Source organism: Providencia sp. PROV024 (assembly GCF_032709665.1).
Lineage (GTDB): Bacteria > Pseudomonadota > Gammaproteobacteria > Enterobacterales > Enterobacteriaceae > Providencia > Providencia huashanensis.
In genome coordinates this window covers 1,120,911-1,146,246 of record NZ_CP120545.1, presented here as the reverse complement: position 1 = coordinate 1,146,246, position 25,336 = coordinate 1,120,911, and the positions used below count along the sequence as shown (strand labels likewise).

18 protein-coding genes, 3 tRNA genes, 3 rRNA genes and 1 other annotated feature are annotated in these 25,336 nt (G+C 42.4%); of the genes, 12 read left to right on the top strand and 12 right to left on the bottom strand.

Annotation, left to right across the window (positions count from 1 at the left end; translation table 11 throughout):
* The first annotated feature begins 107 nt into the window (after window positions 1-107).
* Window positions 108-530 (top strand): hypothetical protein, encoded by a 423-nt coding sequence (locus P3L56_RS05190; protein WP_233102491.1) that lies wholly within the window; start codon window positions 108-110, stop codon window positions 528-530.
* Window positions 531-688: 158 nt separating this feature from the next.
* Here P3L56_RS05190 and P3L56_RS05185 read toward each other — a convergent pair whose 3' ends face one another.
* Window positions 689-1,042 carry a winged helix-turn-helix transcriptional regulator gene (locus tag P3L56_RS05185; RefSeq protein WP_198861166.1) on the bottom strand — a complete coding sequence of 118 codons (354 nt, stop codon included), beginning with the start codon at window positions 1,040-1,042 and terminating at the stop codon, window positions 689-691.
* A gap of 103 nt (window positions 1,043-1,145) precedes the next feature.
* Here P3L56_RS05185 and P3L56_RS05180 point away from each other — a divergent pair, with 103 nt between their 5' ends.
* Window positions 1,146-1,709, top strand: a complete 564-nt coding sequence (locus P3L56_RS05180; RefSeq protein ID WP_042848406.1) for an NAD(P)H-dependent oxidoreductase — start codon at window positions 1,146-1,148, stop codon at window positions 1,707-1,709.
* A gap of 89 nt (window positions 1,710-1,798) precedes the next feature.
* Here the strand turns inward: P3L56_RS05180 and P3L56_RS05175 are convergent, their stop codons facing one another.
* Window positions 1,799-2,884: a tRNA/rRNA methyltransferase gene (locus tag P3L56_RS05175; RefSeq protein ID WP_131680476.1), complete on the bottom strand. Its 1,086-nt coding sequence runs from the start codon at window positions 2,882-2,884 to the stop codon at window positions 1,799-1,801.
* Between the two features lie 171 nt (window positions 2,885-3,055).
* Between P3L56_RS05175 and P3L56_RS05170 the strand changes: the two genes are divergently transcribed.
* The 7 genes from P3L56_RS05170 (at window position 3,056) to P3L56_RS05140 (ending at window position 10,104) form a co-directional block, all read left to right on the top strand.
* Complete coding sequence (locus P3L56_RS05170; protein WP_042848409.1) at window positions 3,056-3,757, top strand: tRNA-uridine aminocarboxypropyltransferase; 702 nt, start codon at window positions 3,056-3,058, stop codon at window positions 3,755-3,757.
* Between the two features lie 227 nt (window positions 3,758-3,984).
* Complete coding sequence (locus P3L56_RS05165) at window positions 3,985-6,630, top strand: bifunctional acetate--CoA ligase family protein/GNAT family N-acetyltransferase (RefSeq protein ID WP_048606336.1); 2,646 nt, start codon at window positions 3,985-3,987, stop codon at window positions 6,628-6,630.
* Window positions 6,631-6,789: 159 nt separating this feature from the next.
* Entirely contained in the window at window positions 6,790-8,145 is a 1,356-nt protein-coding gene (pssA, locus tag P3L56_RS05160) for a CDP-diacylglycerol--serine O-phosphatidyltransferase (RefSeq protein WP_042848412.1), read from the top strand.
* A 68-nt stretch (window positions 8,146-8,213) separates the two neighbouring features.
* Window positions 8,214-8,546, top strand: coding sequence for a YfiM family lipoprotein (locus tag P3L56_RS05155; protein ID WP_131680524.1), 333 nt, complete (start codon window positions 8,214-8,216; stop codon window positions 8,544-8,546).
* Window positions 8,547-8,691: 145 nt separating this feature from the next.
* A complete protein-coding gene (locus tag P3L56_RS05150; RefSeq protein ID WP_042848413.1) occupies window positions 8,692-9,003 on the top strand; it encodes an antibiotic biosynthesis monooxygenase family protein in 312 nt (103 codons plus the stop codon).
* A gap of 5 nt (window positions 9,004-9,008) precedes the next feature.
* On the top strand, window positions 9,009-9,434 hold the full coding sequence (locus P3L56_RS05145) for an amino acid-binding protein (protein WP_042848415.1): 426 nt from the start codon (window positions 9,009-9,011) through the stop codon (window positions 9,432-9,434).
* The gene (locus tag P3L56_RS05140; RefSeq protein ID WP_272678746.1) at window positions 9,394-10,104 is read left to right on the top strand and encodes an ArsR/SmtB family transcription factor; all 711 of its coding nucleotides are present in this window, start codon (window positions 9,394-9,396) and stop codon (window positions 10,102-10,104) included. Before P3L56_RS05145 ends, P3L56_RS05140 begins: the two co-directional genes overlap by 41 nt.
* Window positions 10,105-10,186: 82 nt before the next feature.
* On the opposite strand, the gene P3L56_RS05135 is transcribed toward P3L56_RS05140, so the two are convergent.
* The 9 genes from P3L56_RS05135 to rluD form a co-directional block, all read right to left on the bottom strand.
* Window positions 10,187-10,263, bottom strand: a tRNA-Asp gene (locus P3L56_RS05135).
* A 62-nt stretch (window positions 10,264-10,325) separates the two neighbouring features.
* Window positions 10,326-10,441: ribosomal RNA gene (gene rrf / locus P3L56_RS05130) — 5S ribosomal RNA — on the bottom strand.
* A gap of 146 nt (window positions 10,442-10,587) precedes the next feature.
* Window positions 10,588-13,495: ribosomal RNA gene (locus P3L56_RS05125) — 23S ribosomal RNA — on the bottom strand.
* Between the two features lie 336 nt (window positions 13,496-13,831).
* Window positions 13,832-13,907, bottom strand: a tRNA-Ala gene (locus P3L56_RS05120).
* Between the two features lie 155 nt (window positions 13,908-14,062).
* Window positions 14,063-14,139 (bottom strand) — tRNA-Ile (locus tag P3L56_RS05115).
* 65 nt (window positions 14,140-14,204) lie between these two features.
* Window positions 14,205-15,744: ribosomal RNA gene (locus P3L56_RS05110) — 16S ribosomal RNA — on the bottom strand.
* Together the 16S, 23S and 5S rRNA genes with 3 tRNA genes alongside form the textbook arrangement of a ribosomal RNA operon.
* A 523-nt stretch (window positions 15,745-16,267) precedes the next feature.
* Complete coding sequence (gene clpB, locus P3L56_RS05105; RefSeq protein WP_042848669.1) at window positions 16,268-18,841, bottom strand: ATP-dependent chaperone ClpB; 2,574 nt, start codon at window positions 18,839-18,841, stop codon at window positions 16,268-16,270.
* A 123-nt stretch (window positions 18,842-18,964) separates the two neighbouring features.
* Window positions 18,965-19,699 (bottom strand): purine nucleoside phosphorylase YfiH, encoded by a 735-nt coding sequence (yfiH, locus tag P3L56_RS05100; protein WP_042848670.1) that lies wholly within the window; start codon window positions 19,697-19,699, stop codon window positions 18,965-18,967.
* Window positions 19,699-20,676, bottom strand: a complete 978-nt coding sequence (rluD, locus tag P3L56_RS05095; RefSeq protein WP_042848671.1) for a 23S rRNA pseudouridine(1911/1915/1917) synthase RluD — start codon at window positions 20,674-20,676, stop codon at window positions 19,699-19,701. The genes yfiH and rluD overlap by 1 nt, the downstream gene beginning before the upstream one ends.
* A 138-nt stretch (window positions 20,677-20,814) precedes the next feature.
* Between rluD and bamD the strand changes: the two genes are divergently transcribed.
* The 3 genes from bamD to pheA all read left to right on the top strand — a co-directional run bounded on the left by bamD (window position 20,815) and on the right by pheA (window position 23,651).
* On the top strand, window positions 20,815-21,546 hold the full coding sequence (bamD, locus tag P3L56_RS05090; RefSeq protein ID WP_042848672.1) for an outer membrane protein assembly factor BamD: 732 nt from the start codon (window positions 20,815-20,817) through the stop codon (window positions 21,544-21,546).
* A 315-nt stretch (window positions 21,547-21,861) separates the two neighbouring features.
* Entirely contained in the window at window positions 21,862-22,191 is a 330-nt protein-coding gene (raiA, locus tag P3L56_RS05085) for a ribosome-associated translation inhibitor RaiA (RefSeq protein ID WP_042848673.1), read from the top strand.
* A 140-nt stretch (window positions 22,192-22,331) separates the two neighbouring features.
* Window positions 22,332-22,453, top strand: a sequence feature (Phe leader region).
* 25 nt (window positions 22,454-22,478) lie between these two features.
* Window positions 22,479-23,651, top strand: a complete 1,173-nt coding sequence (gene pheA / locus P3L56_RS05080) for a bifunctional chorismate mutase/prephenate dehydratase (RefSeq protein WP_198861164.1) — start codon at window positions 22,479-22,481, stop codon at window positions 23,649-23,651.
* A 76-nt stretch (window positions 23,652-23,727) separates the two neighbouring features.
* Here the strand turns inward: pheA and P3L56_RS05075 are convergent, their stop codons facing one another.
* The gene (locus P3L56_RS05075) at window positions 23,728-25,275 is read right to left on the bottom strand and encodes a methyl-accepting chemotaxis protein (RefSeq protein WP_129466806.1); all 1,548 of its coding nucleotides are present in this window, start codon (window positions 25,273-25,275) and stop codon (window positions 23,728-23,730) included.
* Between the last annotated feature and the right edge of the window lie 61 nt (window positions 25,276-25,336).

The window sequence follows — 25,336 nt, the reverse complement described above, 5'->3', positions numbered from 1 at the left end:
CCCGCTTTATCATCCTAGCCCCACTTTTTATGTGGGGTTATTTTTTTGCTTATCGCCTTTCTAACCAATACACTAATTCACTAATCAGATTGCTCAGGTAAATTATCATGAAATCATGGGTTGAAAATAGCCAGCTAGTAGAACTGATCAACACCTTAGATGACTTCCAAGCAGAGCAATACCGCAAAAAACTTATTTGCTATGTCAATCAATACCAAGAAATTTACCCTTTCGATATATTGGACGATGTTCAGGCTTATCTGCAGCTAAAACTTGAAGCTGATGACCTTGATTTTACTTGTATTCCACAAGAAGTTACTCAAGCCATCGAAACAGGCTATTATGAATACTGCATCAGTTTAAATGAAATTTCTGCAGCTTATAAAATCGTGACAAAAGTAACACCATTAACCCGCTTAGACCTTATTCAATTCGCAAATCATTTGCTAGAAGCTTATTCATGTAATTATTCCGAAGAGGAATTTTTAGCCCCTAAATTAACTGAGCTAGTTTGCTTATTGCATAAATAATATTCTTTATACAAAAAATATTACATATTTGCTCAGTCATAGGCTTATAGCGCAATAACAACTCAACGAGTGAAACTCATTAAGCCATAAATAATTAATCGGCTATTGCTAAAAATACCCCCCATAATAGAAGTTAAGCCCGCATGACTTTTAATTTGCTATTTCGTCACGTATTTGTTCCCCCACTCACACATCATATTGAGAACTGGAATTAACGTTTTTCCTCGGGGAGTTAAACTATATTCTACTTTAGGGGGGATTTGAGGGTATTCCTCTCTAAATACTAAACCATCTTTTTCTAACTCTTTAAGCGTCGAACTTAATGTCTTGTAAGTAATCGTTCCGATACAACGTTGTAACTCATTAAAACGGATCACTTCTTTATGTTGGGCTAACCAATACAAAATGATCATTTTATATTTGCCATTGATAACGGAAAGCGTATACCCGAAGCCAGTTTCTTGCGGGTTAATACCACTCAAAGCACATAATATTTCCTCTCTATTTTTCATATTATCACTATCCTTTAGGTAAGTATGTGTCGTCAGTGTGCGTATTTTCTTTTTTGAAATTGGATTTTATACTGCCAATACTTTCAAACAAAGGAATAATTTAGTGAAAACTTTAATCGTCGTCGCTCATCCTAATATGCAAGACTCTGTTATTAATCGTCATCTATTAGAACAAGCCGCCAAACAAACCAATGACTTTACGATCCATAATATTTATGAAGCTTATCCAGATTGGAATATTGATGTTGCTAGAGAGCAAGCGCTAATTGAAGCCCATGACAATGTGATCTTACAATTTCCTATTTATTGGTTTAACTCTCCGCCATTACTTAAGAAATGGCTAGACGATGTATTTACTTATGGGTGGGCATATGGTTCACAAAGTCACGACAGACTGAAAGAAAAAACGATCGCTTTAGCCGTTACCGCTGGAATTAGGGATGAGGACTACCATGCTGAAGGAAAATATCAGTATACACTCGCTGAGATATTGCGGCCGTTCGAAGTTACCGTCTTATACATTAATGCTAAATGGGGCGGCTTTTTTGGGTTTTATGGTACCGAAACATATGACGAAAAAGGACTAACTGAATTATCACCTGAAGGGAATATTACGGATAAACAAATGACCCAATATTTAGAATTTATTGAATCAATAAATTGTTAAGTTAGCTCTCACTTTATACGAGCTAAATGTAAATCCAGAACTAGCTTTATATTTAGCTAGCCTGGATTTAATTTTTACTCAGTGCGCTATTACTTAACTTGGTTTTGCTGCCACCATTGCGCCAACATAATTCCAGTTGCAACAGACACGTTCAAGCTTTCTACTTTACCTGTACCGCCAATATACAGACTCATATCCCCTTGATCCCACGTGCTATCACTTAAGCCATCACTTTCTTGGCCTAATACTAAGACCATTTTAGCGGGTAACTTAGCTTTCGCTAAATCTTGGCTTCCTTTATGGCTAGAGGTAGTCACAATGGTATAACCTGCTTGACGAAATTTATCCAACGTTGAGGTTAAACCGTCAGCATCAATCGCTTTAATATGCTCAGCGCCGCCTTCTGCGGTACGAATTGCTGCACCAGACTCTAGCATGCCAGCATCTTGCAAAATAACGCCTTTCACACCGAAGTGGGCACAGCTACGCATCATTCCGCCTAGGTTATGTGGGTTACCTACATCTTCTAGTGCTAATACACAATCTTTCTCTGCCGCTTGCTGTATATAAGCATCTGCGCTCATTCCACCACGCTTTTTGATGATAAAACAGACACCACCATGGTGTTCAGTGCCCGATGCCTTTGATAACTCTTCATCATCAACAACATGGTAAGCTTTACGGTTTGCCGCCATCCATTTTAATGCATCACGAAAACGTGGCGTCACAGATTGTAAGAACCACGCACGAACAATCGCATCAGGCCGGTTCTTAAACATAGCTTGGCATGCGTTTTCACCATAGATACGCGTTTCTTCCTGACGTTGCTTACGTAATTGCTCCGGGTCTATTTGGCTTTTACCCGCAATTCCACCATGGTCGTTAACCAGTTCTTCGCTATCTGGTTTAGAAACAGTGCGCCATGGTGAACGCTCACGAGATACATCATCGCGGCTATCAGAACGACGCTCCGGACGATTAGGGCGCCCACCACGGTCATTTCTTCCATCACGTCGGTCATTACTGCGTTTATCATTACCACGTCTATCGTCACGCCCTCCGTCACGACCGCCACGGCGTTTATCATTATTTTTATTGTTGTCCGCTTCTTCACTACGGACATACATCACTTTTACTTTGCCGTTTTTACCACTAAATTCATTCGAGTCGTTCATCACTATCCCCTACTAAGCTATGGCGCGAAGATTACATGATGTTGCAAGGCTACGCCACCGATTCACGCTATTATCTCACCGAAAACTTATTGAATATACTTCTATCGTATAGAAATCGTTTTGCGTACAATAAGCCCCTCATTTTAAATCCCCTAAAAACCTTAATTAACCATGACCCCGAATGCAGTTTATCACCTTCGCCAGCAGCGCCTTGCATTATCAACTAAGCCTTTTAAAGCCAGAGGTTGTCGAGTAAAACGCTGTGAATATTGCTTGTTACCTGTTCCACAATGCTTATGCAAAGATACGGTATCATCACAAGCAAAAAGCCAATTTTGCTTAATTATGTTTGATGGCGAAGTATTTAAACCAAGTAATACTGGGAAATTGATTGCAGATATTTTGCCTAATACCCTCGCATTCCAATGGTCAAGGACTGAACCGGACGCGCAGTTATTAGCTATATTACAAGACACCACAAAACAACCATATCTTATTTTTCCAGAGAGCTACGCTGAAAGTGAACGCACCGTGGTAAATCAACCAAATATCTCTGAAAAACCCCCGTTGTTTATTTTATTGGATGGCACTTGGCCTGAAGCCCGTAAAATGTTTCGAAAAAGCCCTTATCTCAATAATCTTCCAATGCTTTCAATCAATACCAAAGCAAGAACTGATTATTTATTACGGACGCCATCAAGGGAAGAACAACACTGTACAGCGGAAGTTGCTGCAACAGTTTTAGAATTAGCTGGGGATACCAACGCATCTCAACAATTGTTCAGCCACTTCAACCTATTTCGCCACAAATATCTTGAAGGTAAACCTCACCATCCAATGGCACAAATGATGCTAAATGAAACCTCGCTCTAACTATTTTTGGGTAATTTTTTAATTTATTTTACGCACGTAGTACCAAGAAATTTTAACTTTCGGACCATCATCATCATAAAACGTGAACGTGCTTGTATAAATTAATTAAATTGGCAGGATAAACTAGCGCAAAGTCAAAGTTAGGGCATAGTATTCATAAGTATTACTCAGCCTATTTTATCTATTGAGCTTTTAGTTCGTTCCAGCAAAACGGAAGGTTACCAATCATGGGTTTAGTGAGTCAGCTAGAATCTTTATTCAGACCAAAGTCTATTGTTGTTATTGGGGCATCTGAAAATCCGAACCGTGCAGGTTCGGTGATGATGAAAAATCTCCTAACCAGTGGCTTCAAAGGGCCAATCCTTCCTGTTAACCCAAACCGTCATTCAGTACTTGGTGTATTTGCTTATCCATCAGTTGATGAACTCCCTCTTAAACCTGATCTTGCTGTAATTTGCACTCATTACTCACGGAATATCGATTGTTTGCATCAATTAGGCGCTGTTGGTTGTAAGGTTGTGATTGTTTTATCATCCCCTTCTATTCAATTTAATGAACTTAAAAAAGTTGCTCAACAGTACCAAATGCGGTTACTTGGCCCAAATAGCTTAGGCTTCCTTGCCCCATGGCAAGGGCTAAATGCCAGTTTTTCACCTATTCCAATTTTAAAAGGAAAACTCGCCTTTATCTCTCAATCTGCCGCGGTCTCAAACACTGTTCTTGACTGGGCAAGGCACAGAGAAATCGGTTTTTCCTACTTTATTGCCCTTGGTGATAGCATCGATATCGATATCGATGACTTATTGGATTACTTAGCTCGGGACAGTAAAACAAGTGCTATTTTGCTTTATCTTGAGAACATCAGTGATGCAAGGCGCTTTTTGTCTTCATCTCGTAGTGCATCACGTAATAAGCCAATTTTAGTCATAAAAAGTGGTCGTACGCGTAAAGCACAAGAACTACTCGGTGATAAACCTAGCTTAGACGCCGCCTATGATGCGGCTATCCAACGGGCCGGGCTTTTACGTGTACAAGACACTCATGAAATGTTTTCCGCCGTAGAAACATTAAGTTATATGACGCCATTACGGGGGGAACGCCTGTCTATCATGAGCAATGGTTCAGCACCCGCAGCGATGGCATTAGATGAACTACTGTTACGCAATGGTAAGCTGGCTAAGCTAAGTATTGAAACCGAAAATGAATTAAGCTCTTTATTGCCTCTTGATTTATCAACGCAAAATCCTATCGACTTAGGGGATGACTCAACGGTTGAACGCTACATCAATGTGCTAAATAAAATGCTTGATAGCCACGACCACGATGCTTTGTTATTGATCCACACACCGAGTGCGATCACTGAAAGCAAAATAATGGCAGAAAAAATTATTAAGGCCATAAAACAGCACCCTAGGGGGAAATGGCTAACCATCCTAACCAATTGGTGCGGCGAATATTCATCTCAAGAATCACGCCGACTTTTCAGTGAAGCTGGTATTCCAACTTATCGTACTCCTGAAGGGGCTATTACCGCCTATATGCATATGGTGGAATACCGCCGTAATCAAAAACAACTCAAAGAAACTCCAGCGCTCCCTGTGGGTATTACGGCAAACACTCAGCAAGCTCATGAATACATCCAACAAGCATTAACTAACAACAACCTTCATTTAGATACCCATGAAGTCCAGCCTATCTTAAAGGCATATGGCTTAAACAGCCTTCCAACATGGATTGCCCATTCAAGTGATGAGGCCATTGAAATTGCAGAAAAAATTGGTTATCCCGTTGCATTAAAACTACGTTCTCCAGATATTGTCCATAAATCTGAAGTACAGGGGGTTATGCTTTATTTACGTAATGCGAAAGAAGTCGAGGATGCCGCAAAAGCAATTATTGAGCGTGTTTCCACTAATTTCCCTAATGCACGCATTGAAGGGTTACTGGTACAAAGTATGGCAAACCGAGCTGGGGCCCAAGAGCTAAGAATTGCTGTTGAATTAGACCCCGTATTTGGTCCCTTAATTATGTTAGGAGAAGGCGGTATTGAATGGCAACAAGAAAGCCAAGCAGCCGTCGCCTTGCCGCCACTTAATATGGCTTTGGCCCGTTATCTGGTAATCAATGCAATTAAAGGATATAAAATCAAATCCAGAAGTGCCCTAGAACCTTTAAATATACTAGGGCTATCTAGCTTATTGGTCCGTGTTTCAAATCTAATTATTGATTGCCCGAATATTACACGTTTAGACATTCATCCATTGTTAGCTTCAGGTGACGAATTTACCTTGCTTGATGTCTCTATGACATTAAGTCCAACAGATAGTGCAACAACATCGAGGCTTGCTATTCGCCCTTATCCGAGCGAACTCGAAGAAACTATCGCCTTAAAAGAAGACCTAACCTGCCTGCTACGGCCTATTCTTCCTGAAGACGAACCATTACTGAAGTCCTTTATCGAACAAGTCACCAAAGAAGATCTTTACTATCGTTATTTTAGCGAGATCAGCGAATTCACCCATGATGATCTCGCAAACATGACTCAAATTGATTACGACAGAGAAATGGCTTTCGTGGCCGTCAAAAACCAAGGTTCTAATCCTGAGATTATTGGCGTTACCCGTGCAATGGCCGATCCAGATAACCAAGAAGCTGAATTTGCTGTATTAGTGCGCTCAGATATGAAAGGGCAAACTCTTGGTTACCAGCTAATGCAAAAGCTGCTTAATTACACCCGTAACCACGGTATAAAAAAATTGACGGCAATAACCATGCCTGAAAATAGAAATATGATCAGCTTGGCAAAAAAATTAGGCTTTGAAATTGATGTTCAGTTTGAGGATGGGGTCGTAAACCTAACACTCTATCTGTAAAAAAACTGGGTATAACTACATAACTTGTATGGTAATTAAACAGGCTGTTAATTTGTACTAAATGGTTTGGCTAAATATGCTATCATCCATAGATCATTCGCTTGAAAATGTGCGTAAAGCGATTTGCTATTGGACTAATAAGAGAAAATTCACACTGTGATGTTGTCAAAATTAAAACAAGCAAAACATCAACAATATTTGGTTAGTTTACCTAAACTGTCTCAAGAAATTGCTGATGTAAAAACGCTATATAAGACAGAAGATTTTCGTGATGAACTGCTGAAACAAATTTCTCAGGCTCAAAATACTATCTACATAACCGCTTTGTATTTAGAGAAAGATGATGCAGGCAAAGACGTACTTCATGCGTTATATGCTGCAAAACAAGCTAATACATCATTGGATATCAAAATTCTCGTAGACTGGCACCGTGCTCAACGTGGCAGAATAGGCGTTGCAGCAAATGCAACTAACGCCGATTGGTACTATGACGTTGCTCAGCATTATCCTAATATCGATATTCCAGTCTATGGCATTCCTGTTAATACTAGGGAAGCCTTAGGTGTGTTGCACCTAAAAGGTTTCTTGTTTGATGATACTTTACTGTACAGCGGTGCAAGTATTAATGATGTTTACTTACAACGTCATGATAAGTACCGTTATGATCGGTATCATTTGATCAAAAATAGCCAACTTACCGCATCAATGAAAAAATTTATTGATGACTCGTTATTACAAGCCGAGGCTGTTCATTTACTAAATACAACAACTCGCCCTAAAACAGCTGAATTTAAACACTTAATCAAACAATTTCGTTTGGGGTTAAGGGGTTCTTCTTATCAATTTATCGGGAATGCCTCAAACGATGAGCTATCCGTAACTCCATTTGTCGGCCTTGGTAAAAAGAATGATTTAAACCGTGTGATCACTCATTTAATGGGCTCTACCAATAAAAAGCTCACAATTTGTACGCCCTATTTTAATCTACCAGCAGTTTTAGTTAGAATTATTAGTCGGTTGCTAAGAGAGGGTAAGCAAGTCGAAATTATTATTGGTGATAAGACAGCTAATGATTTCTATATCCCACCTGAAGAACCATTTAAAATTATAGGTGCACTACCTTATCTCTATGAGATAAACCTGCGCCGCTTTGTAAGCCGTCTGCAACGTTTTATCGATAATCAACAACTGACCGTTAGGCTGTGGAAAGATGGTGAAAATACCTATCATCTAAAAGGGATGTGGGTAGATAATCAGTGGCAGTTAATAACAGGTAATAACTTGAATCCTCGGGCATGGGGGCTAGATCTTGAAAATGCAGTGCTTATCCACGATCCAAAACAAGAATTACAAGATCAACGTAGCCACGAATTAGAGTGCATCCGCACGCACACAAAAGTGGTAGGCCATTTTCGGGAACTTGATAGCATTCAAACCTACCCAGTAAAAGTAAAAAAACTTATCCGCAGATTACGTCGAATACGTGTGGATAGGCTAATTAGCCGGATTTTATAACCCCAGTCCAAGTCAGCGTCACTTTAGTGGCGCTTTTTATGGCCGTTGACTCGGTGATGATACCTACTATGTTTAAGCCATTCATTATTAGTATATTCATAATGTTAATCACTGGGTGTAGTGGCTATCATTGGTCTAATGATAACTGGAAAGGCAAAGATAAAGCCCAACACTTCGCATTTTCCGCAGCAATGGCTGCAGCAGGAAATGCATATGCTGATAGGCAAAATATGCGACATAGAGACGCAGCACAATTCGGTATTTTATTTTCAGTCTCACTAGGTGCTGCAAAAGAATTATATGATAGTCGGCCAGAAGGAACAGGTTGGAGCTGGCATGATTTTACTTATGACGTTGCTGGAGCTGTAGCAGGATATAGCTTATATCAATCATTTAAATAATCTTTGGTTTCATCTTTATCGTCCCCTTTCACTAAATCATTCCTTACCGGATGCCCCCTCTTCACTATCTTATACATTTCGTTCTCTATCGAAGCATCCCTAAAAAAATTGACTATATTAAGGCTTTCTAACTGAAGGGGGTTTTATGATCGCAGTACTATTTGAAGCAAATCCAATTCCTGAACAACAAAGCCGTTACTTTCAGCTAGCCGCTGAACTCAAGTCAGAGTTACTAAATATTAAAGGATTTATTTCTATTGAGCGTTTTCAAAGCCTAACAACCACTGGGAAGATTTTGTCTCTATCGTGGTGGGAAAATGAAGAAGCCATAATTGAATGGAAAAACAATATGCAACACCAACATGCTCAATTTGAAGGGAAAAGCACCATTTTTTCACAATACCATATTCGGGTAGCACAAGTTATCAGAGATTATTCATTAAATAAAAGAGACTAACCTTTATGTATGATATTTATGTGATCCTTGATAATCAACCGGGCAAATTAGCGATACTTGGCGCTACATTAGGCCAACATGGCATCAGTCTCGAAGGTGGCGGTGTTTTTTCTGTCGAGGGAAAAAGCCATGCACATTTTTTAATTGAGCACACAGAAAATATTCATCAAGCTCTATTCTCCGTAGGTTTACAGCTTGAAAGCATTTCACAACCTGTAATTTGTCAACTCAATCAAGATTGCCCAGGAGAGCTTGGCAAAATAGCTGCACACCTCGCTCATTATCATATTAATATCCTTGTGCAATATAGTGATCACAACAATAGGTTGATACTATTAACCGATAACAATGAGCTCGCTATTAAAATCACGAAAAAATGGAGTGTTCCCCGTGAGATCAATCCAGCCAGACCTCCTAACCGAGGAAAATGAACACTTAGAACGCTCAATTTCAAATGTTGCCTCTGCAATTGCTGACCCCTCAAGGGTCAGTATTCTTTGTGCACTAATGGATGGCAAGGCTTGGACTGCAACAGAGTTAAGTACCGTTGCAGGGGTCACACCTTCAACGGCCAGTGCCCATCTGGCAAAATTGTTAAATAGTCAATTAATTACCTATCTGTCTCAAGGGCGACACCGCTACTATCGCCTCGCTGGTACAGATATCGCAGCTCTAATTGAAACTTTAATGGGGGTTTCAATGAAAATGAAGAGTCAACACCCCACCACCACACCTATTACCTTACGCAAAGCGCGCACCTGTTATAACCACCTAGCAGGAGAAATCGCAGTAAAAATCTATCAATCTATGCAAAAAAGAGGCTGGATATTAATCGAAGAGAACAAACTTTCTACATTTGGCATTGACGGTTTTAAACAGCTAGGCATCAAATTGCCAATAAAGACAACAAAAAAAATGGTGTGTGAATGTTTAGACTGGAGCGAACGAAGTATGCATCTGAGTGGAGTCGCTGGCGCTGAATTATTAAAAATATTTGAGCAAAACGGATGGATAAACAGAATAAAAGGCTATAGGGAAGTAAGTTTTACATCAACGGGCAAAAAAGCCTTAAAGCGCTATTTTGAAATTGATATCACCTAATTTAACTATTTAATATTATTAGCATTCTTCGGTTCATATATGTAAAAAAGCCCCGTGATTTTCATCACGGGGCTTGATTAAGTGGCGGAACGGACGGGACTCGAACCCGCGACCCCCTGCGTGACAGGCAGGTATTCTAACCAACTGAACTACCGCTCCACTTATTCTTTTCGCCTTTCGGCAATTTACTGCTTCTTATAAGCAATAAATTTTTAATTAATGTCTGGCAGTTCCCTACTCTCACATGGGGAGACCCCACACTACCATCGGCGCTACGGCGTTTCACTGCTGAGTTCGGCATGGGGTCAGGTGGGACCACCGCGCTATTGCCGCCAGACAAATTCGGTTTGTTCCCGTTTAGCGCATTTCGTCACTAAACCAGAACTGCAATCTTGAACAAGCTGCTGTGTCCCTCGCCTCTCGGCTTCTCACGCTTATTGAATCAACGTCATCTCTCAATCTCTAAAACACCTTTGGTGTTGTCAGGTTAAGCCTCACGGTTCATTAGTATTGGTTAGCTCAACATATCGCTATGCTTACACACCCAACCTATCAACGTCTTAGTCTTAAACGTTCCTTTAGGACCCTTAAAGGGTCAGGGAAGACTCATCTCAAGGCAAGTTTCCCGCTTAGATGCTTTCAGCGGTTATCTCTTCCGCACTTAGCTACCGGGCAATGCCATTGGCATGACAACCCGAACACCAGTGGTGCGTCCACTCCGGTCCTCTCGTACTAGGAGCAGCCCCTTTCAATCTTCCAACGCCCACGGCAGATAGGGACCGAACTGTCTCACGACGTTCTAAACCCAGCTCGCGTACCACTTTAAACGGCGAACAGCCGTACCCTTGGGACCTACTTCAGCCCCAGGATGTGATGAGCCGACATCGAGGTGCCAAACACCGCCGTCGATATGAACTCTTGGGCGGTATCAGCCTGTTATCCCCGGAGTACCTTTTATCCGTTGAGCGATGGCCCTTCCATTCAGAACCACCGGATCACTAAGACCTACTTTCGTACCTGCTCGAGCCGTCACTCTCGCAGTCAAGCTGGCTTATGCCTTTGCACTAACCGCATGATGTCCGACCATGCTTAGCCAACCTTCGTGCTCCTCCGTTACTCTTTGGGAGGAGACCGCCCCAGTCAAACTACCCACCAGACACTGTCCGCACCCCGGATAACGGGGCAACGTTAGAACATCAAACATTAAAGGGTGGTATTTCAAGGTTGGCTCCATGCAGACTGGCGTCCACACTTCAAAGCCTCCCACCTATCCTACACATCAAGGCTCAATGTTCAGTGTCAAGCTATAGTAAAGGTTCACGGGGTCTTTCCGTCTTGCCGCGGGTACACTGCATCTTCACAGCGAGTTCAATTTCACTGAGTCTCGGGTGGAGACAGCCTGGCCATCATTACGCCATTCGTGCAGGTCGGAACTTACCCGACAAGGAATTTCGCTACCTTAGGACCGTTATAGTTACGGCCGCCGTTTACTGGGGCTTCGATCAAGAGCTTCTCCTTACGGATAACCCCATCAATTAACCTTCCAGCACCGGGCAGGCGTCACACCGTATACGTCCACTTTCGTGTTTGCACAGTGCTGTGTTTTTAATAAACAGTTGCAGCCAGCTGGTATCTGCGACTGGCTTCAGCTCCATGGGTAAACCACTTCACCTAGCGCCAGCGTGCCTTCTCCCGAAGTTACGGCACCATTTTGCCTAGTTCCTTCACCCGAGTTCTCTCAAGCGCCTGAGTATTCTCTACCTGACCACCTGTGTCGGTTTGGGGTACGATTAGTGATAATCTAGAGCTTAGAGGCTTTTCCTGGAAGCGGGGCATGAGCTACTTCGCCACCGTAGTGACTCGTCATCAGACTCAGCATATAGTGAACCGGATTTGCCTAATTCACCTGCCTACATCCTTAAACCGGGACAACCGTCGCCCGGCCAGCCTAGCCTTCTCCGTCCCCCCATCGCAATTATCACCAGTACGGGAATATTAACCCGTTTCCCATCGACTACGCATTTCTGCCTCGCCTTAGGGGTCGACTCACCCTGCCCCGATTAACGTTGGACAGGAACCCTTGGTCTTCCGGCGTGCGGGTTTTTCACCCGCATTATCGTTACTTATGTCAGCATTCGCACTTCTGATACCTCCAGCATACCTCACAGTACACCTTCACAGGCTTACAGAACGCTCCCCTACCCAACAATATTTACATATCGCTGCCGCAGCTTCGGTGCATAGTTTAGCCCCGTTACATCTTCCGCGCAGGCCGACTCGACCAGTGAGCTATTACGCTTTCTTTAAATGATGGCTGCTTCTAAGCCAACATCCTGGCTGTCTGAGCCTTCCCACTTCGTTTCCCACTTAACTATGACTTTGGGACCTTAGCTGGCGGTCTGGGTTGTTTCCCTCTTCACGACGAACGTTAGCACCCGCCGTGTGTCTCCCGTGATAACATTCTTCGGTATTCGTAGTTTGCATCGAGTTGGTAAGTCGGGATGACCCCCTAGTCGAAACAGTGCTCTACCCCCGAAGATGAGTTCACGAGGCGCTACCTAAATAGCTTTCGGGGAGAACCAGCTATCTCCCGGTTTGATTGGCCTTTCACCCCCAGCCACAAGTCATCCGCTAATTTTTCAACATTAGTCGGTTCGGTCCTCCAGTTAGTGTTACCCAACCTTCAACCTGCCCATGGCTAGATCACCGGGTTTCGGGTCTATACCCTGCAACTCATTCGCCCAGTTAAGACTCGGTTTCCCTACGGCTCCCCTATACGGTTAACCTTGCTACAGAATATAAGTCGCTGACCCATTATACAAAAGGTACGCAGTCACCCTGATAAATCAAGGCTCCCACTGCTTGTACGTACACGGTTTCAGGTTCTATTTCACTCCCCTCGCCGGGGTTCTTTTCGCCTTTCCCTCACGGTACTGGTTCACTATCGGTCAATCAGGAGTATTTAGCCTTGGAGGATGGTCCCCCCATATTCAGACAGGATAACACGTGTCCCGCCCTACTCGTCGAGTTCACAACACTAATATCTTCAGATACGGGGCTATCACCCTTTACTGCCGGACTTTCCAGACCGTTCTCCTGATACTAATGCTGATTAAGACTCTGGGCTGCTCCCCGTTCGCTCGCCGCTACTAGGGGAATCTCGGTTGATTTCTTTTCCTCGGGGTACTGAGATGTTTCAGTTCCCCCGGTTCGCTTCGTTTGACTATGTATTCATCAAACGATAGTGCAACGGATTGCACTGGGTTTCCCCATTCGGAAATCGTCGGGTATAACGGTTCATATCACCTTACCGACGCTTATCGCAGATTAGCACGTCCTTCATCGCCTCTGATTGCCTAGGCATCCACCGTGTACGCTTAGTCGCTTAACCTCACAACCCGAAGATGTCTTCTTATCAGACGACACTTAACGTCATGGCTGTGCGTGGTGAACTTCTTCGTTGGGTAGTGCTCGCAATGCTCACGTACTATTGTACGCTGCGCTTGCTGTGCGCTAGCCGCCTTGAATTTCACACTGCTCGCTCATGCCACTCGTTTGTGTGTTTGAAAAACACTTCAAGTTGAGATTTTTGAGAGACTCTCACATTGTTTAAGCGATAAACAATGTGCGTTGTTTTCAATTTTCAGCTTGTTCCAGATTGTTAAAGAGCATAATTATTCGCAATAGACTATTTGACTAATCTATTCTGAATAATCAGAAAAATTTATGGTGGAGCTAAGCGGGATCGAACCGCTGACCTCCTGCGTGCAAGGCAGGCGCTCTCCCAGCTGAGCTATAGCCCCATAAAGGTAATTTCAGTATCAATGATAAATAATAAAATTTATACTTCTCGCTTTTAGTATGCTTAAAGTTACCAATTTTGTTTAGTCTAGGCGCGGATTGGCGAAGTTTACTTTTGGGTAAACGAGCTAATCTGCAACAACGAATAAACAAAATTTGGTAGGCCTGAGTGGACTTGAACCACCGACCTCACCCTTATCAGGGGTGCGCTCTAACCACCTGAGCTACAAGCCTATTGATACTGCTACTCTATTTCATCAGACAATCTGTGTGAGCACTTCACAAAAACACTTCAATGGTAAGGAGGTGATCCAACCGCAGGTTCCCCTACGGTTACCTTGTTACGACTTCACCCCAGTCATGAATCACAAAGTGGTAAGCGCCCTCCCGAAGGTTAAGCTACCTACTTCTTTTGCAACCCACTCCCATGGTGTGACGGGCGGTGTGTACAAGGCCCGGGAACGTATTCACCGTAGCATTCTGATCTACGATTACTAGCGATTCCGACTTCATGGAGTCGAGTTGCAGACTCCAATCCGGACTACGACGTACTTTATGAGTTCCGCTTGCTCTCGCGAGGTCGCTTCTCTTTGTATACGCCATTGTAGCACGTGTGTAGCCCTACTCGTAAGGGCCATGATGACTTGACGTCATCCCCACCTTCCTCCGGTTTATCACCGGCAGTCTCCTTTGAGTTCCCGACCGAATCGCTGGCAACAAAGGATAAGGGTTGCGCTCGTTGCGGGACTTAACCCAACATTTCACAACACGAGCTGACGACAGCCATGCAGCACCTGTCTCAGAGTTCCCGAAGGCACCAAAGCATCTCTGCTAAGTTCTCTGGATGTCAAGAGTAGGTAAGGTTCTTCGCGTTGCATCGAATTAAACCACATGCTCCACCGCTTGTGCGGGCCCCCGTCAATTCATTTGAGTTTTAACCTTGCGGCCGTACTCCCCAGGCGGTCGATTTAACGCGTTAGCTCCGAAAGCCACTCCTCAAGGGAACAACCTTCAAATCGACATCGTTTACAGCGTGGACTACCAGGGTATCTAATCCTGTTTGCTCCCCACGCTTTCGCACCTGAGCGTCAGTCTTTGTCCAGGGGGCCGCCTTCGCCACCGGTATTCCTCCACATCTCTACGCATTTCACCGCTACACATGGAATTCTACCCCCCTCTACAAGACTCTAGCTGACCAGTCTTAGATGCCATTCCCAGGTTAAGCCCGGGGATTTCACATCTAACTTAATCAACCGCCTGCGTGCGCTTTACGCCCAGTAATTCCGATTAACGCTTGCACCCTCCGTATTACCGCGGCTGCTGGCACGGAGTTAGCCGGTGCTTCTTCTGTCGGTAACGTCAATCGTTGATGATATTAGCATCAACGCCTTCCTCCCGACTGAAAGTACTTTACAACCCTAGGGCCTTCTTCATACACGCGGCATGGCTGCATCAGGCTTGCGCCCATTGTGCAATATTCCCCACTGCTGCCTCCCGTAGGAGTCTGGGCCGTGTCTCAGTCCCAGTGTGGCTGATCATCCTCTCAGACCAGCTAGGGATCGTCGCCTAGGTGAGCCATTACCCCACCTACTAGCTAATCCCATATGGGTTCATCCGATAGCGCAAGGACCGAAGTTCCCCTGCTTTGCTCCTAAGAGATTATGCGGTATTAGCCACCGTTTCCAGTGGTTATCCCCCTCTATCGGGCAGATCCCCATACATTACTCACCCGTCCGCCGCTCGTCAGCGAGAAGCAAGCTTCCCCTGTTACCGCTCGACTTGCATGTGTTAGGCCTGCCGCCAGCGTTCAATCTGAGCCATGATCAAACTCTTCAATTAAAAAGCTTGATGCTCAAAGAATGTTTACTGTCGCCTGATTTCCGAAGAAACCAGATTACCTATTAGTTCATATATATGAATTAACGTGTTAGTCACTCTTCAAGACTTAAAATCAAATATTTTTTTGATAGTGTCCTGTGAGTGCCCACACAGATTGTCTGATAAATTGTTAAAGAGCGTTGCGACTAAATCTGTTTGATTTTCGACTTCGAGGTCGTTGTCGCGAGGAGCCGTATAATACGTTTTCCTCTGTGAGAGTCAAGCAATTTTTTGCTTTTTCTTTTCAGAATCTCTCGCTGCCGTTTCAGTGTTCATCGCGCTTTGCGTTGTCTTGTTCCCGTCAGTGGTGGCGCATTATAGGGAGTCAGAAAAATCTGGCAAGTGTTTTTTGAAAAAAAAACCTCAAGTGATTATATTTTATACTTTACGCCCAATTCTCAAGCAAAAAATGCGGTTTTATACGTAATTTGATATAAAAAAGGTGGCTAATATTAGCCACCTTTTGATTCTATAATAATATCAATTACTGCTTAGCAACTATCTCGTCATTTTCTACATCTAAAATGACAGGTTTACCCGGTAATAACCTACCTGACAAAATTTCTTGTGCCAGAGGGTTTTCAATTTCTTGTTGAATAGCACGTTTCAATGGCCTTGCACCGAAGATTGGGTCAAAACCTGCCTCACCAATTTTCTCAAGTGCAGCTGGAGTCGCTGTCACTTCATAGCCGTGTTCTTCAAGACGTTTATATAAACGAGCTAACTGAATATTAGCAATATTCGTAATTTGCTCTTTACCTAATGGATGGAATACAACCACTTCGTCAATACGGTTAATAAACTCAGGTCTGAAACTATGGGATACCACTTCCATTACCATATCTTTCATTTCTGAATAACCGATCATGCCAAACCTTTCTTGGATTAAGTCAGAACCCAAGTTAGATGTCATGATAATTACCGTATTACGGAAGTCTACCGTTCTACCTTGACCATCAGTTAAACGCCCATCATCCAGTACTTGCAATAAAATATTGAAGACATCTGGATGCGCTTTTTCAACTTCATCCAATAAAATAACAGAATATGGACGACGTCTAACGGCTTCAGTTAAATAGCCACCTTCCTCGTAACCGACATAACCTGGAGGCGCACCCACTAAACGCGATACCGCATGTTTTTCCATAAATTCAGACATATCGATACGCACCATTGCGTCATCGCTATCAAACATAAAGTTCGCCAGCGCCTTACACAGCTCAGTTTTACCGACCCCTGTAGGCCCTAAGAACATAAATGAACCTATAGGTCTATTTGGATCAGATAAACCTGCGCGACTACGACGAATCGCATTAGATACAGCAACAACCGCTTCATCTTGACCAATAACACGTTGATGTAATTGCTGCTCCATACGTAACAGTTTTTCCCGTTCACTTTCAAGCATTCTTGATACAGGTATCCCAGTCCAACGCGCTAAAATTTCAGCAATTTCAACGTCAGTGACTTTGTTACGTAAAAGCTTCATGCTTTTATTTTCCGCTTTCGTTGCGGCTTCAAGTTGTTTTTCAAGCTCTGGAATGCGGCCATATTGCAATTCAGACATTTTAGCTAAATCGCCCATTCTGCGTGCTTTTTCCATCTCTATACGTGTATTCTCTAGTTCAGCTTTTATATGCTGTGTACCAGTAAGAGATGCTTTTTCTGCTTTCCATTCTTCTTCTAACGCAGAATACTCACGTTCTTTCTCTGTTAGTTCTTCCTCTAACATTTCAAGACGTTTTTTACTTGCGTCATCAGATTCTTTTTTCAGAGCTTGCTGCTCGAGTTTAAGCTGAATAATCCGACGTTCTAGTCTATCTAAGGATTCAGGTTTTGAATCCATCTGCATACGCAAACTTGCACCAGCCTCGTCAATTAAGTCAATAGCTTTGTCTGGCAGCATACGATCGGTAATATACCGATGGGATAATGTTGCCGCTGCGACAATTGCTGGGTCAGTAATTTGTACATGGTGATGTAGCTCATAGCGCTCTTTCAAACCACGTAAAATCGCAATAGTGTCTTCAACTGACGGTTCTGCGACATAGACTTTTTGGAAACGGCGTTCCAACGCAGGGTCTTTTTCAATATATTGGCGATATTCATCTAACGTTGTCGCACCAACACAGTGTAATTCACCGCGAGCTAGCGCAGGTTTTAACATGTTGCCGGCATCCATTGCACCGTCAGCTTTACCAGCACCAACCATGGTGTGTAATTCATCAATAAATAGAATGACATTACCTTCTTGCTTTGCAAGGTCATTCAAAACGCCTTTTAAACGTTCTTCAAATTCACCACGGTATTTAGCGCCAGCAATTAGTGCGCCCATATCGAGTGAAAGTACACGTTTGTTTTTTAACCCTTCAGGAATTTCACCATTAACAATACGCTGAGCTAAACCTTCAACAATCGCAGTTTTACCAACACCGGGTTCACCAATAAGTACTGGGTTATTTTTAGTACGGCGCTGCAACACTTGGATCGTACGACGAATTTCTTCATCACGACCAATCACAGGGTCTAATTTACCTTGTTCTGCTCGCTCGGTTAAATCGACAGTATATTTTTTCAAAGCTTGGCGCTGGTCTTCAGCGCTTTGGTCATTCACTTTTTCTCCACCACGCATCTGTTCTATTGCCTTTATTAAGTTATCTTTATTAACACCTGCTGCTTTGAGCATGTCTGCTAATGTTGTATTGGCTTCTAAAGCGGCGATAAGAAATAATTCTGAGGAGATAAATTCATCCCCATGCTTTTGTGCCAATTGGTCACATAAATTCAAATGACGCATTAAGTCACTTGATGGTTGAACATCCCCCGCAACACCTTGCACCTGAGGCAAACGTTCCAATGCATCTTCAATCTTTTGCTTAAACTGCACAGCATTAACGCCTAGCGTTGTCAGTAAAGGACGAACAGTGCCACCGTCTTGATTAAACAAGGCACTTAATAGATGAATTGGTTCGATAAATTGGTTTTCGCGCCCAAGGGCTAATGATTGGGCGTCAGCGAGAGCTTGCTGGAATTTATTAGTTAAACGGTCCAGACGCATAACACCTCCGATAAATGAGATTAAATTTGCTACTGGTTACTAAATGAGGTCTATTTTTAACTATTCAAGTTTTGCATGGGATTATTTTTATTATATTTGTTAATTTAGATTATAACTCTAAAATTAGTTGGATACCCATATTAGAGAGGCCATTCTGCCCGTTTTTCCTTCACGTCTATAGGAAAAAAATCTGTTTTCATCCGTTACTGTACAAAAATCACCACCATAAATGGCATTAATTCCCATCGTACTCAGTTTTTTACGTGCTAATAAATAGATATCGGCTAAATATTTTCCATTATGGGGAGTAAAAGCTGAGGCCAAATCAGACGATTGATTAACAAATGCGTCTTTCACTTCGCCGCCAACTTCAAATTTCTCAGCTCCGATCGCAGGCCCTAACCATGCCATAATTTCATTTGTTGGGCTGACAAATTGGCTCACCGTATTCTCAAGTACACCATTGCATAAACCTCGCCAACCCGCGTGTGCCGCTGCGACTTCACTACCTGCCATATTACAAAAAAGCACGGGTAAACAGTCTGCGGTCATGATTGCACAAACCTGACCTTTTTGATTGGTATATACCGCATCAGCTTGTTTATTCTTGATTTTACTGCCATCAAGATGAAGCACGCGGGTACCGTGTACTTGCTCAAGCCACACCGGTTGTTGCGGTAATTGAGCAAGTTTAACTAAACGTTGGCGATTTTCACTGACGGCCTCAAAGCGATCCTCAACGTGATCACCTAAATTTAAGCTATCAAAAGGTGGTAGGCTCACACCACCAGCACGGGTCGTACTACAGCTTGATACACTTTTAGGCTGTGGCCAGTCAGGGAAAATCAATATGCTCATTACCAGTCCATATCGTCTTTGTGAAGTTCAGTATCTGCCTTTAAGGCATCAATAAGCTTAACCATATCATCCGGTAACGGTGCATGCCACTCCATTTGAATACCTGAAATTGGGTGATACAGGCGCAACATAGTCGCATGCAGCGCTTGCCTATCAAAGCTACGCATGACTTCGAAGAACTCTTCTGTTGCGCCTTTTAATGGACGCGGACGACCGCCATATAAAGGATCTCCAATTAAAGGATGATTAATATGAGCCATATGGACACGGATTTGGTGAGTTCGACCTGTTTCCAAACGTAAACGTAAACGAGTATGAGCTCTAAAATGCTCCATCACACGGTAATGTGTCACCGCAGGTTTCCCCATTGGATGAACAGCCATGTGGGTTCTTTTGGTTGGATGGCGTGAGATTGGCTCTTCCACCATGCCACCAGCAGTCATGCGGCCTACCGCTACGGCTTCATATTCACGCGTAATTTCTCTGCGTTGTAACGCTTCAACTAAATGAGTTTGCGCAGGAACCGTTTTTGCAACAACCATCAAGCCAGTCGTGTCTTTATCTAAACGGTGGACGATACCCGCTCTTGGTACATCGGCAATTTCAGGGTAACGATACAATAATGCGTTAAGGATCGTCCCATCTGGGTTGCCAGCGCCAGGATGAACAACTAAATTACGTGGTTTATTAATAATTAGGATATCTTCATCTTCATAAATAACATTAAGTGGGATATCTTGAGGCTCCCAGCGATTATCTTCTTCGATAAGGGCATCGATTAAAATTTGTTCGCTACCAAAAACTTTTTCTTTTGGCTTATTGATAACTTTGCCATTAACCTGCACTCTATCAGCTAAAATCCATTCTTTTATGCGTGAACGAGAATAATCAGGGAACAATTCGGCTAAAGCCTGATCTAAACGTTGACCAAGCTGTGATTCAGCGATAGTTGCACTAAGTTGTACTTGTTGAGCCATAAATTAATCTACTTTTTTGGTGTTTGTATTTTGACGGCACAGCCGTTTCATTTAAAATATATGCTATTGTAACTCGAATTTTGCCGGGAGCCTTATGGATAGTCTCCCTCGAAACACTCAGAGGATAACCTACACGTGATGATACGTATGAAAAATCTGGTGGCCGCTGCCACGTTAAGTCTGGTCTTAGTCGGCTGCTCCAGTAACAATGAAGTCAGTCCTGATAGCTCCCCAGCTGAAATTTATAGTACGGGTCAGCAAAAATTACAGGACGGCAACTTTAAAGCTGCTATCAAACAATTTGAAGCACTCGATAACCGTTATCCATTTGGTCCATATGCTCAGCAGGTCCAATTAGACCTCATTTACGCATATTATAAATCAGCAGAGCTGCCAATGGCGATAGCTGCGATTGACCGTTTCATGCGTTTGAACCCAACTCACCCAAATATTGACTACGTCCTTTACATGCGTGGTCTTACTGCTATGGCATTAGATGATAGTTTACTGCAAGGGCTCTTTGGTATCGACCGTTCAGATAGAGATCCACAACATGCACGCGTTGCATTTAAGGACTTTAGCCAATTAGTTCGCTACTATCCTAACAGTTTATACTCAAATGATGCGAGTAAGCGTTTAGTCTACTTAAAAGACCGCTTAGCGAAATTCGACCTTTCCGTGGTTGAATACTACAACAAACGCGGGGCTTATGTCGCGGTTGTTAACCGTGTCCAACAGATGCTAAAAGATTACCCAGACACAGAAGCAACACGTAATGCCTTGGCATACATGGAAATTGCTTATAAAGAAATGGGGTTAAATCAAGAAGCGACTAAGGTTGCGAATATTATTGCAGCAAACCCACAATAATATAACCGAGTAATCTTAAACAGCAGCCTTGGCTGCTGTTTTTCTTTGTTTGCTATTTTGAGACTAACAATACTTTCATTGGCTTAATTTTAACCCAAAAAAAGTTCCGACTATTTGCCGTATCGATAGCCAACTTAACCAGTTTGTCTTAATCTACTCATTTTGGCAATGCTTTTTCACCCCTTTTATACGTGAAATCACACTTCAAATGTACCGACTCCCTCCCCTTAATTAGATGTGATCTATATCAATTTTTTATTAGAGATAATAGGTATTCTGGACTCATCAAAGACGGAAACAATGAGAGGTAACTATATGATAGTGAACATTACTAGCAAACAAATGGATATTACCCCAGCAATTCGCGAGCACATTGAGAACCGTCTAACAAAACTTGATAAGTGGCAAGTCTCACTCATTAACACTCACGTAGTGTTATCAAAAGAGCCACAAGGTTTCATGGTTGATGCAAACATAAAAACAGCGACAGGTAAACTGGTCGCAAGCGCCAAACATGAAGATATGTACGTTGCAATTAATGAACTAATTAACAAACTCGAAAGACAACTTAATAAAGTGCAACATAAAGGAGAATCAAGAAGAGCCAACAATAGTGTAAAAGAAGCGAACCTCGTTACGTTATAATTTTATATTATCTATCAACTTATCTTGAACCTTGTAAACGCGCCTACTATAGGCGCGTTTTTTTGTGTTCTTAACCTTTTTTATTGACATCTTATTAAGTATCGGGTCTATTTAATACAGGTCTAATAATAGGTGTTGCAGATGAATCTTAATTTTGTCTTTTTTTTCTTCTTTTTTAGTGACTCTTAAATAAGGGGCTTTTGTCGTTCGAGAAAAAAAGAAGACAAGATTAGAAAGCCCCCAGCTAGGGGGCTTTTTTATATCATGATATTTACAGGGTGGGCAGAATGGATAACAGTAATAATCTACTGAAAGTAAGAGAGAAAATCAGCCAATTGGATAGTGAATTACTTGGCCTTTTGGCAAAACGTCGTGGTTATGCCGTTGAAGTGGCAGAAACAAAGATTGATGATAACCGCCCCATTCGAGATAAAGATCGCGAACGCCAACTCCTTGATGTTTTGATTAATAAAGGCAAACCCCTTGGACTAGACGGGTTTTATATTACTCGTCTATTTCAGATGATTATCGAGGACTCGGTTCTCACACAACAAGCCATTTTACAAAAACATTTAAATCTAACGCCAAGTGATACGGCTAGGTTTGCTTTTTTAGGCCCTAAAGGTTCTTACTCACACATCGCCGCTCGTCAATACTCTGCACGCCATTTTGATCAACTAGTTGAATGTAGTTGTCATAAATTCCAAGATATATTTTCATTGGTTGAAAGTGGGCAAGCTGAATACGGTATTTTACCGATAGAAAACACCAGTTCCGGTGCAATTAATGATGTTTACGATTTACTGCAGAATACAACATTATCAATTGTTGGCGAAATTCGACTACCAATTAACCATTGCCTTTTAACAACGGGCAATACTGATTTAAGCTTAATTGATACGGTGTATAGTCATCCGCAACCATTCCAACAATGTAGTCAATATTTAGCACAATACCCCCACTGGAAGATTAAATATTGCGACAGCACATCCACTGCGATGCAAATGGTAGCAGAACAAAATTTACCTAACGTCGCGGCGCTAGGCAGTGAAGCTGGGGGGGCTTTATATAATTTAAGTGTAATAGAGCATAGCCTTGCCAATCAACAGATAAATATGACCCGTTTTATTGTAGTCGCTCCACAACAGATTGAAGTAACAGAACAAGTTCCTGCTAAAACCACGTTATTAATGACTACAGGTCAACAAGCAGGTGCTTTAGTTGATGCACTGGTTATTCTAAAAAACAATCAGATAATAATGAGTAAATTAGAATCTCGCCCAATTAACGGTAAACCTTGGGAAGAGATGTTTTACGTTGATGTGCACGCTAATTTGCGTTCAGAAAATATGCAACAAGCTTTAAAAGAGCTATCAGCAATTACACGCTCAATAAAAGTATTGGGTTGTTACCCATCAGAGAATGTTGTCCCCGTTGAGCCAGAAAAGATCACACCTTAATTGTCTATATCAAAATACGTTGGCTGCACAGGTAGTTGTGCAGCCTTATCATCAGATTTGCAACGATTCTATTGTACTAATTAATAGCTTTTATTTTAAAGTAATTCACTAGTTCTTTTAAGTGGAATGCCTGCTCATTTAATGAGTCTGCTGCCACAACAGATTCCTCTACCAAGCTAGCGTTTTGCTGCGTTGTTAAATCAAGTTGCCCGACAGCACTATTAATCTGTGCAATCCCATCACTTTGTTCTCGGCTCGCTTGGCCAATTTCTCGTAGTAATGTGTTCATCTCTTTTACACTGTCAATCATTCCATAAATTTGATCAGTGGCTTTTTCAACTAAATCCATACCGTCTTGAGTTTGGGATGAAGAATTTTCAATAAGCTCGCGAATGTCACTAGCTGATGCCGCACTTTTTTGAGCTAGCAGCCTGACTTCGCCAGCGACGACAGCAAAACCACGGCCGTGCTCCCCTGCTCTAGCGGCTTCAACTGAGGCGTTTAATGCCAAAATATTTGTCTGAAATGCAATTGAATCAATCAGATTAATAATTTCTGTCATTTGTAACGATGATGTATTGATAGCCCGCATTTTATTAGTTACTTGACTCATCATATCACCATTGTTTTGTACTATGATTGCGGCTTGATCAGCCAACATACTTGCTTCGTGAGTATGCTCTGTCGTGTTTTGGACTGTTGAAGTAATTTGTTCCATTGAGCTCGCGGTTTCTTCAACAGATGCAGCTTGCTCTTCTGTACGAGACGCTAAATTTTGGTTTCCTGCAACAATTTGCCCTGCCGCAGCCGAAATACTCTCCGAACCTTGTTGAACTTCTTGGACAATTTCTAACAAACGCCCCTTCATGTCGTTGAGTGCTTGCAGCAGCACACCAGTTTCATCTTTTGAGGTTACTTGCATATCTTTAGTTAAATCGCCGCTTGCTATGGCTTGAGCGAAATGGACTGCATTTTCTAGAGGGCGAGTAATAATGGTAGTAATAAACCAACCAACTACACAGCCAATCCCAATACTGAAGAGCGACAATACCGCAAGCAATATCTTATTACTTTCATAGTCAGCATTCACATTACGACCGATCTCTTGCATTTGTAGGTCTTGAATAGCCATTAGCGTCTGAATTTGCTCACGGTATTCGCGTTGAATACTAGAGGTTTTTGTCATCATTTCATCAATTGCAGCTTGGCGATTATTTTGCTGCAAGAATGTATTCATACGGGCTTGTGATGCATGGAATTGCTGACGAATTCCCCGTAGATCGGCCAATATTTCTTTAGAACGATCATCCGTTACACTACTTTCCAGTTTTTCCAGTAATTCCGTTATTTTAAGTGTAATTTTAGAGAGTTCTTCACGACGTTTATCGCTACCTCTATCATCAAGCAAAATAAGCTCTTGTATCCCAATAAAAGAATAAAAGTTATCCATCATTTGCCCTGCGGTCGATGCAATTGGATAGCTTTCATAAAGCACCTGCTTCATTCCTTCGTTTGCACGGTTCATGTTTGCCAAAGAAAATATTGAGCTCAAGATAATAAGCGCAACAAACCCGCCAAATGCTATCGTTAACTTCATACTGATTTTGAGATTCTTAAAAGACATATGTTTACCACACTAGCCATCATTTAATGATTAGTGTTATCGGTAAAGCCAGCCAAACCCT

Bases quoted from the DNA above. Each gene is read 5' to 3' on its own strand.
- P3L56_RS05190 (WP_233102491.1), top strand. From the start codon at position 108: ATGAAATCATGGGTTGAAAATAGCCAGCTAGTAGAACTGATCAACACC.
- P3L56_RS05185 (WP_198861166.1), bottom strand. From the start codon at position 1,042: ATGAAAAATAGAGAGGAAATATTATGTGCTTTGAGTGGTATTAACCCG.
- P3L56_RS05175 (WP_131680476.1), bottom strand. From the start codon at position 2,884: ATGAACGACTCGAATGAATTTAGTGGTAAAAACGGCAAAGTAAAAGTG.
- P3L56_RS05170 (WP_042848409.1), top strand. From the start codon at position 3,056: ATGACCCCGAATGCAGTTTATCACCTTCGCCAGCAGCGCCTTGCATTA.
- P3L56_RS05165 (WP_048606336.1), top strand. From the start codon at position 3,985: ATGGGTTTAGTGAGTCAGCTAGAATCTTTATTCAGACCAAAGTCTATT.
- pssA (WP_042848412.1), top strand. From the start codon at position 6,790: ATGTTGTCAAAATTAAAACAAGCAAAACATCAACAATATTTGGTTAGT.
- P3L56_RS05155 (WP_131680524.1), top strand. From the start codon at position 8,214: ATGTTTAAGCCATTCATTATTAGTATATTCATAATGTTAATCACTGGG.
- P3L56_RS05150 (WP_042848413.1), top strand. From the start codon at position 8,692: ATGATCGCAGTACTATTTGAAGCAAATCCAATTCCTGAACAACAAAGC.
- P3L56_RS05145 (WP_042848415.1), top strand. From the start codon at position 9,009: ATGTATGATATTTATGTGATCCTTGATAATCAACCGGGCAAATTAGCG.
- clpB (WP_042848669.1), bottom strand. From the start codon at position 18,841: ATGCGTCTGGACCGTTTAACTAATAAATTCCAGCAAGCTCTCGCTGAC.
- yfiH (WP_042848670.1), bottom strand. From the start codon at position 19,699: ATGAGCATATTGATTTTCCCTGACTGGCCACAGCCTAAAAGTGTATCA.
- rluD (WP_042848671.1), bottom strand. From the start codon at position 20,676: ATGGCTCAACAAGTACAACTTAGTGCAACTATCGCTGAATCACAGCTT.
- bamD (WP_042848672.1), top strand. From the start codon at position 20,815: ATGATACGTATGAAAAATCTGGTGGCCGCTGCCACGTTAAGTCTGGTC.
- raiA (WP_042848673.1), top strand. From the start codon at position 21,862: ATGATAGTGAACATTACTAGCAAACAAATGGATATTACCCCAGCAATT.
- pheA (WP_198861164.1), top strand. From the start codon at position 22,479: ATGGATAACAGTAATAATCTACTGAAAGTAAGAGAGAAAATCAGCCAA.
- P3L56_RS05075 (WP_129466806.1), bottom strand. From the start codon at position 25,275: ATGTCTTTTAAGAATCTCAAAATCAGTATGAAGTTAACGATAGCATTT.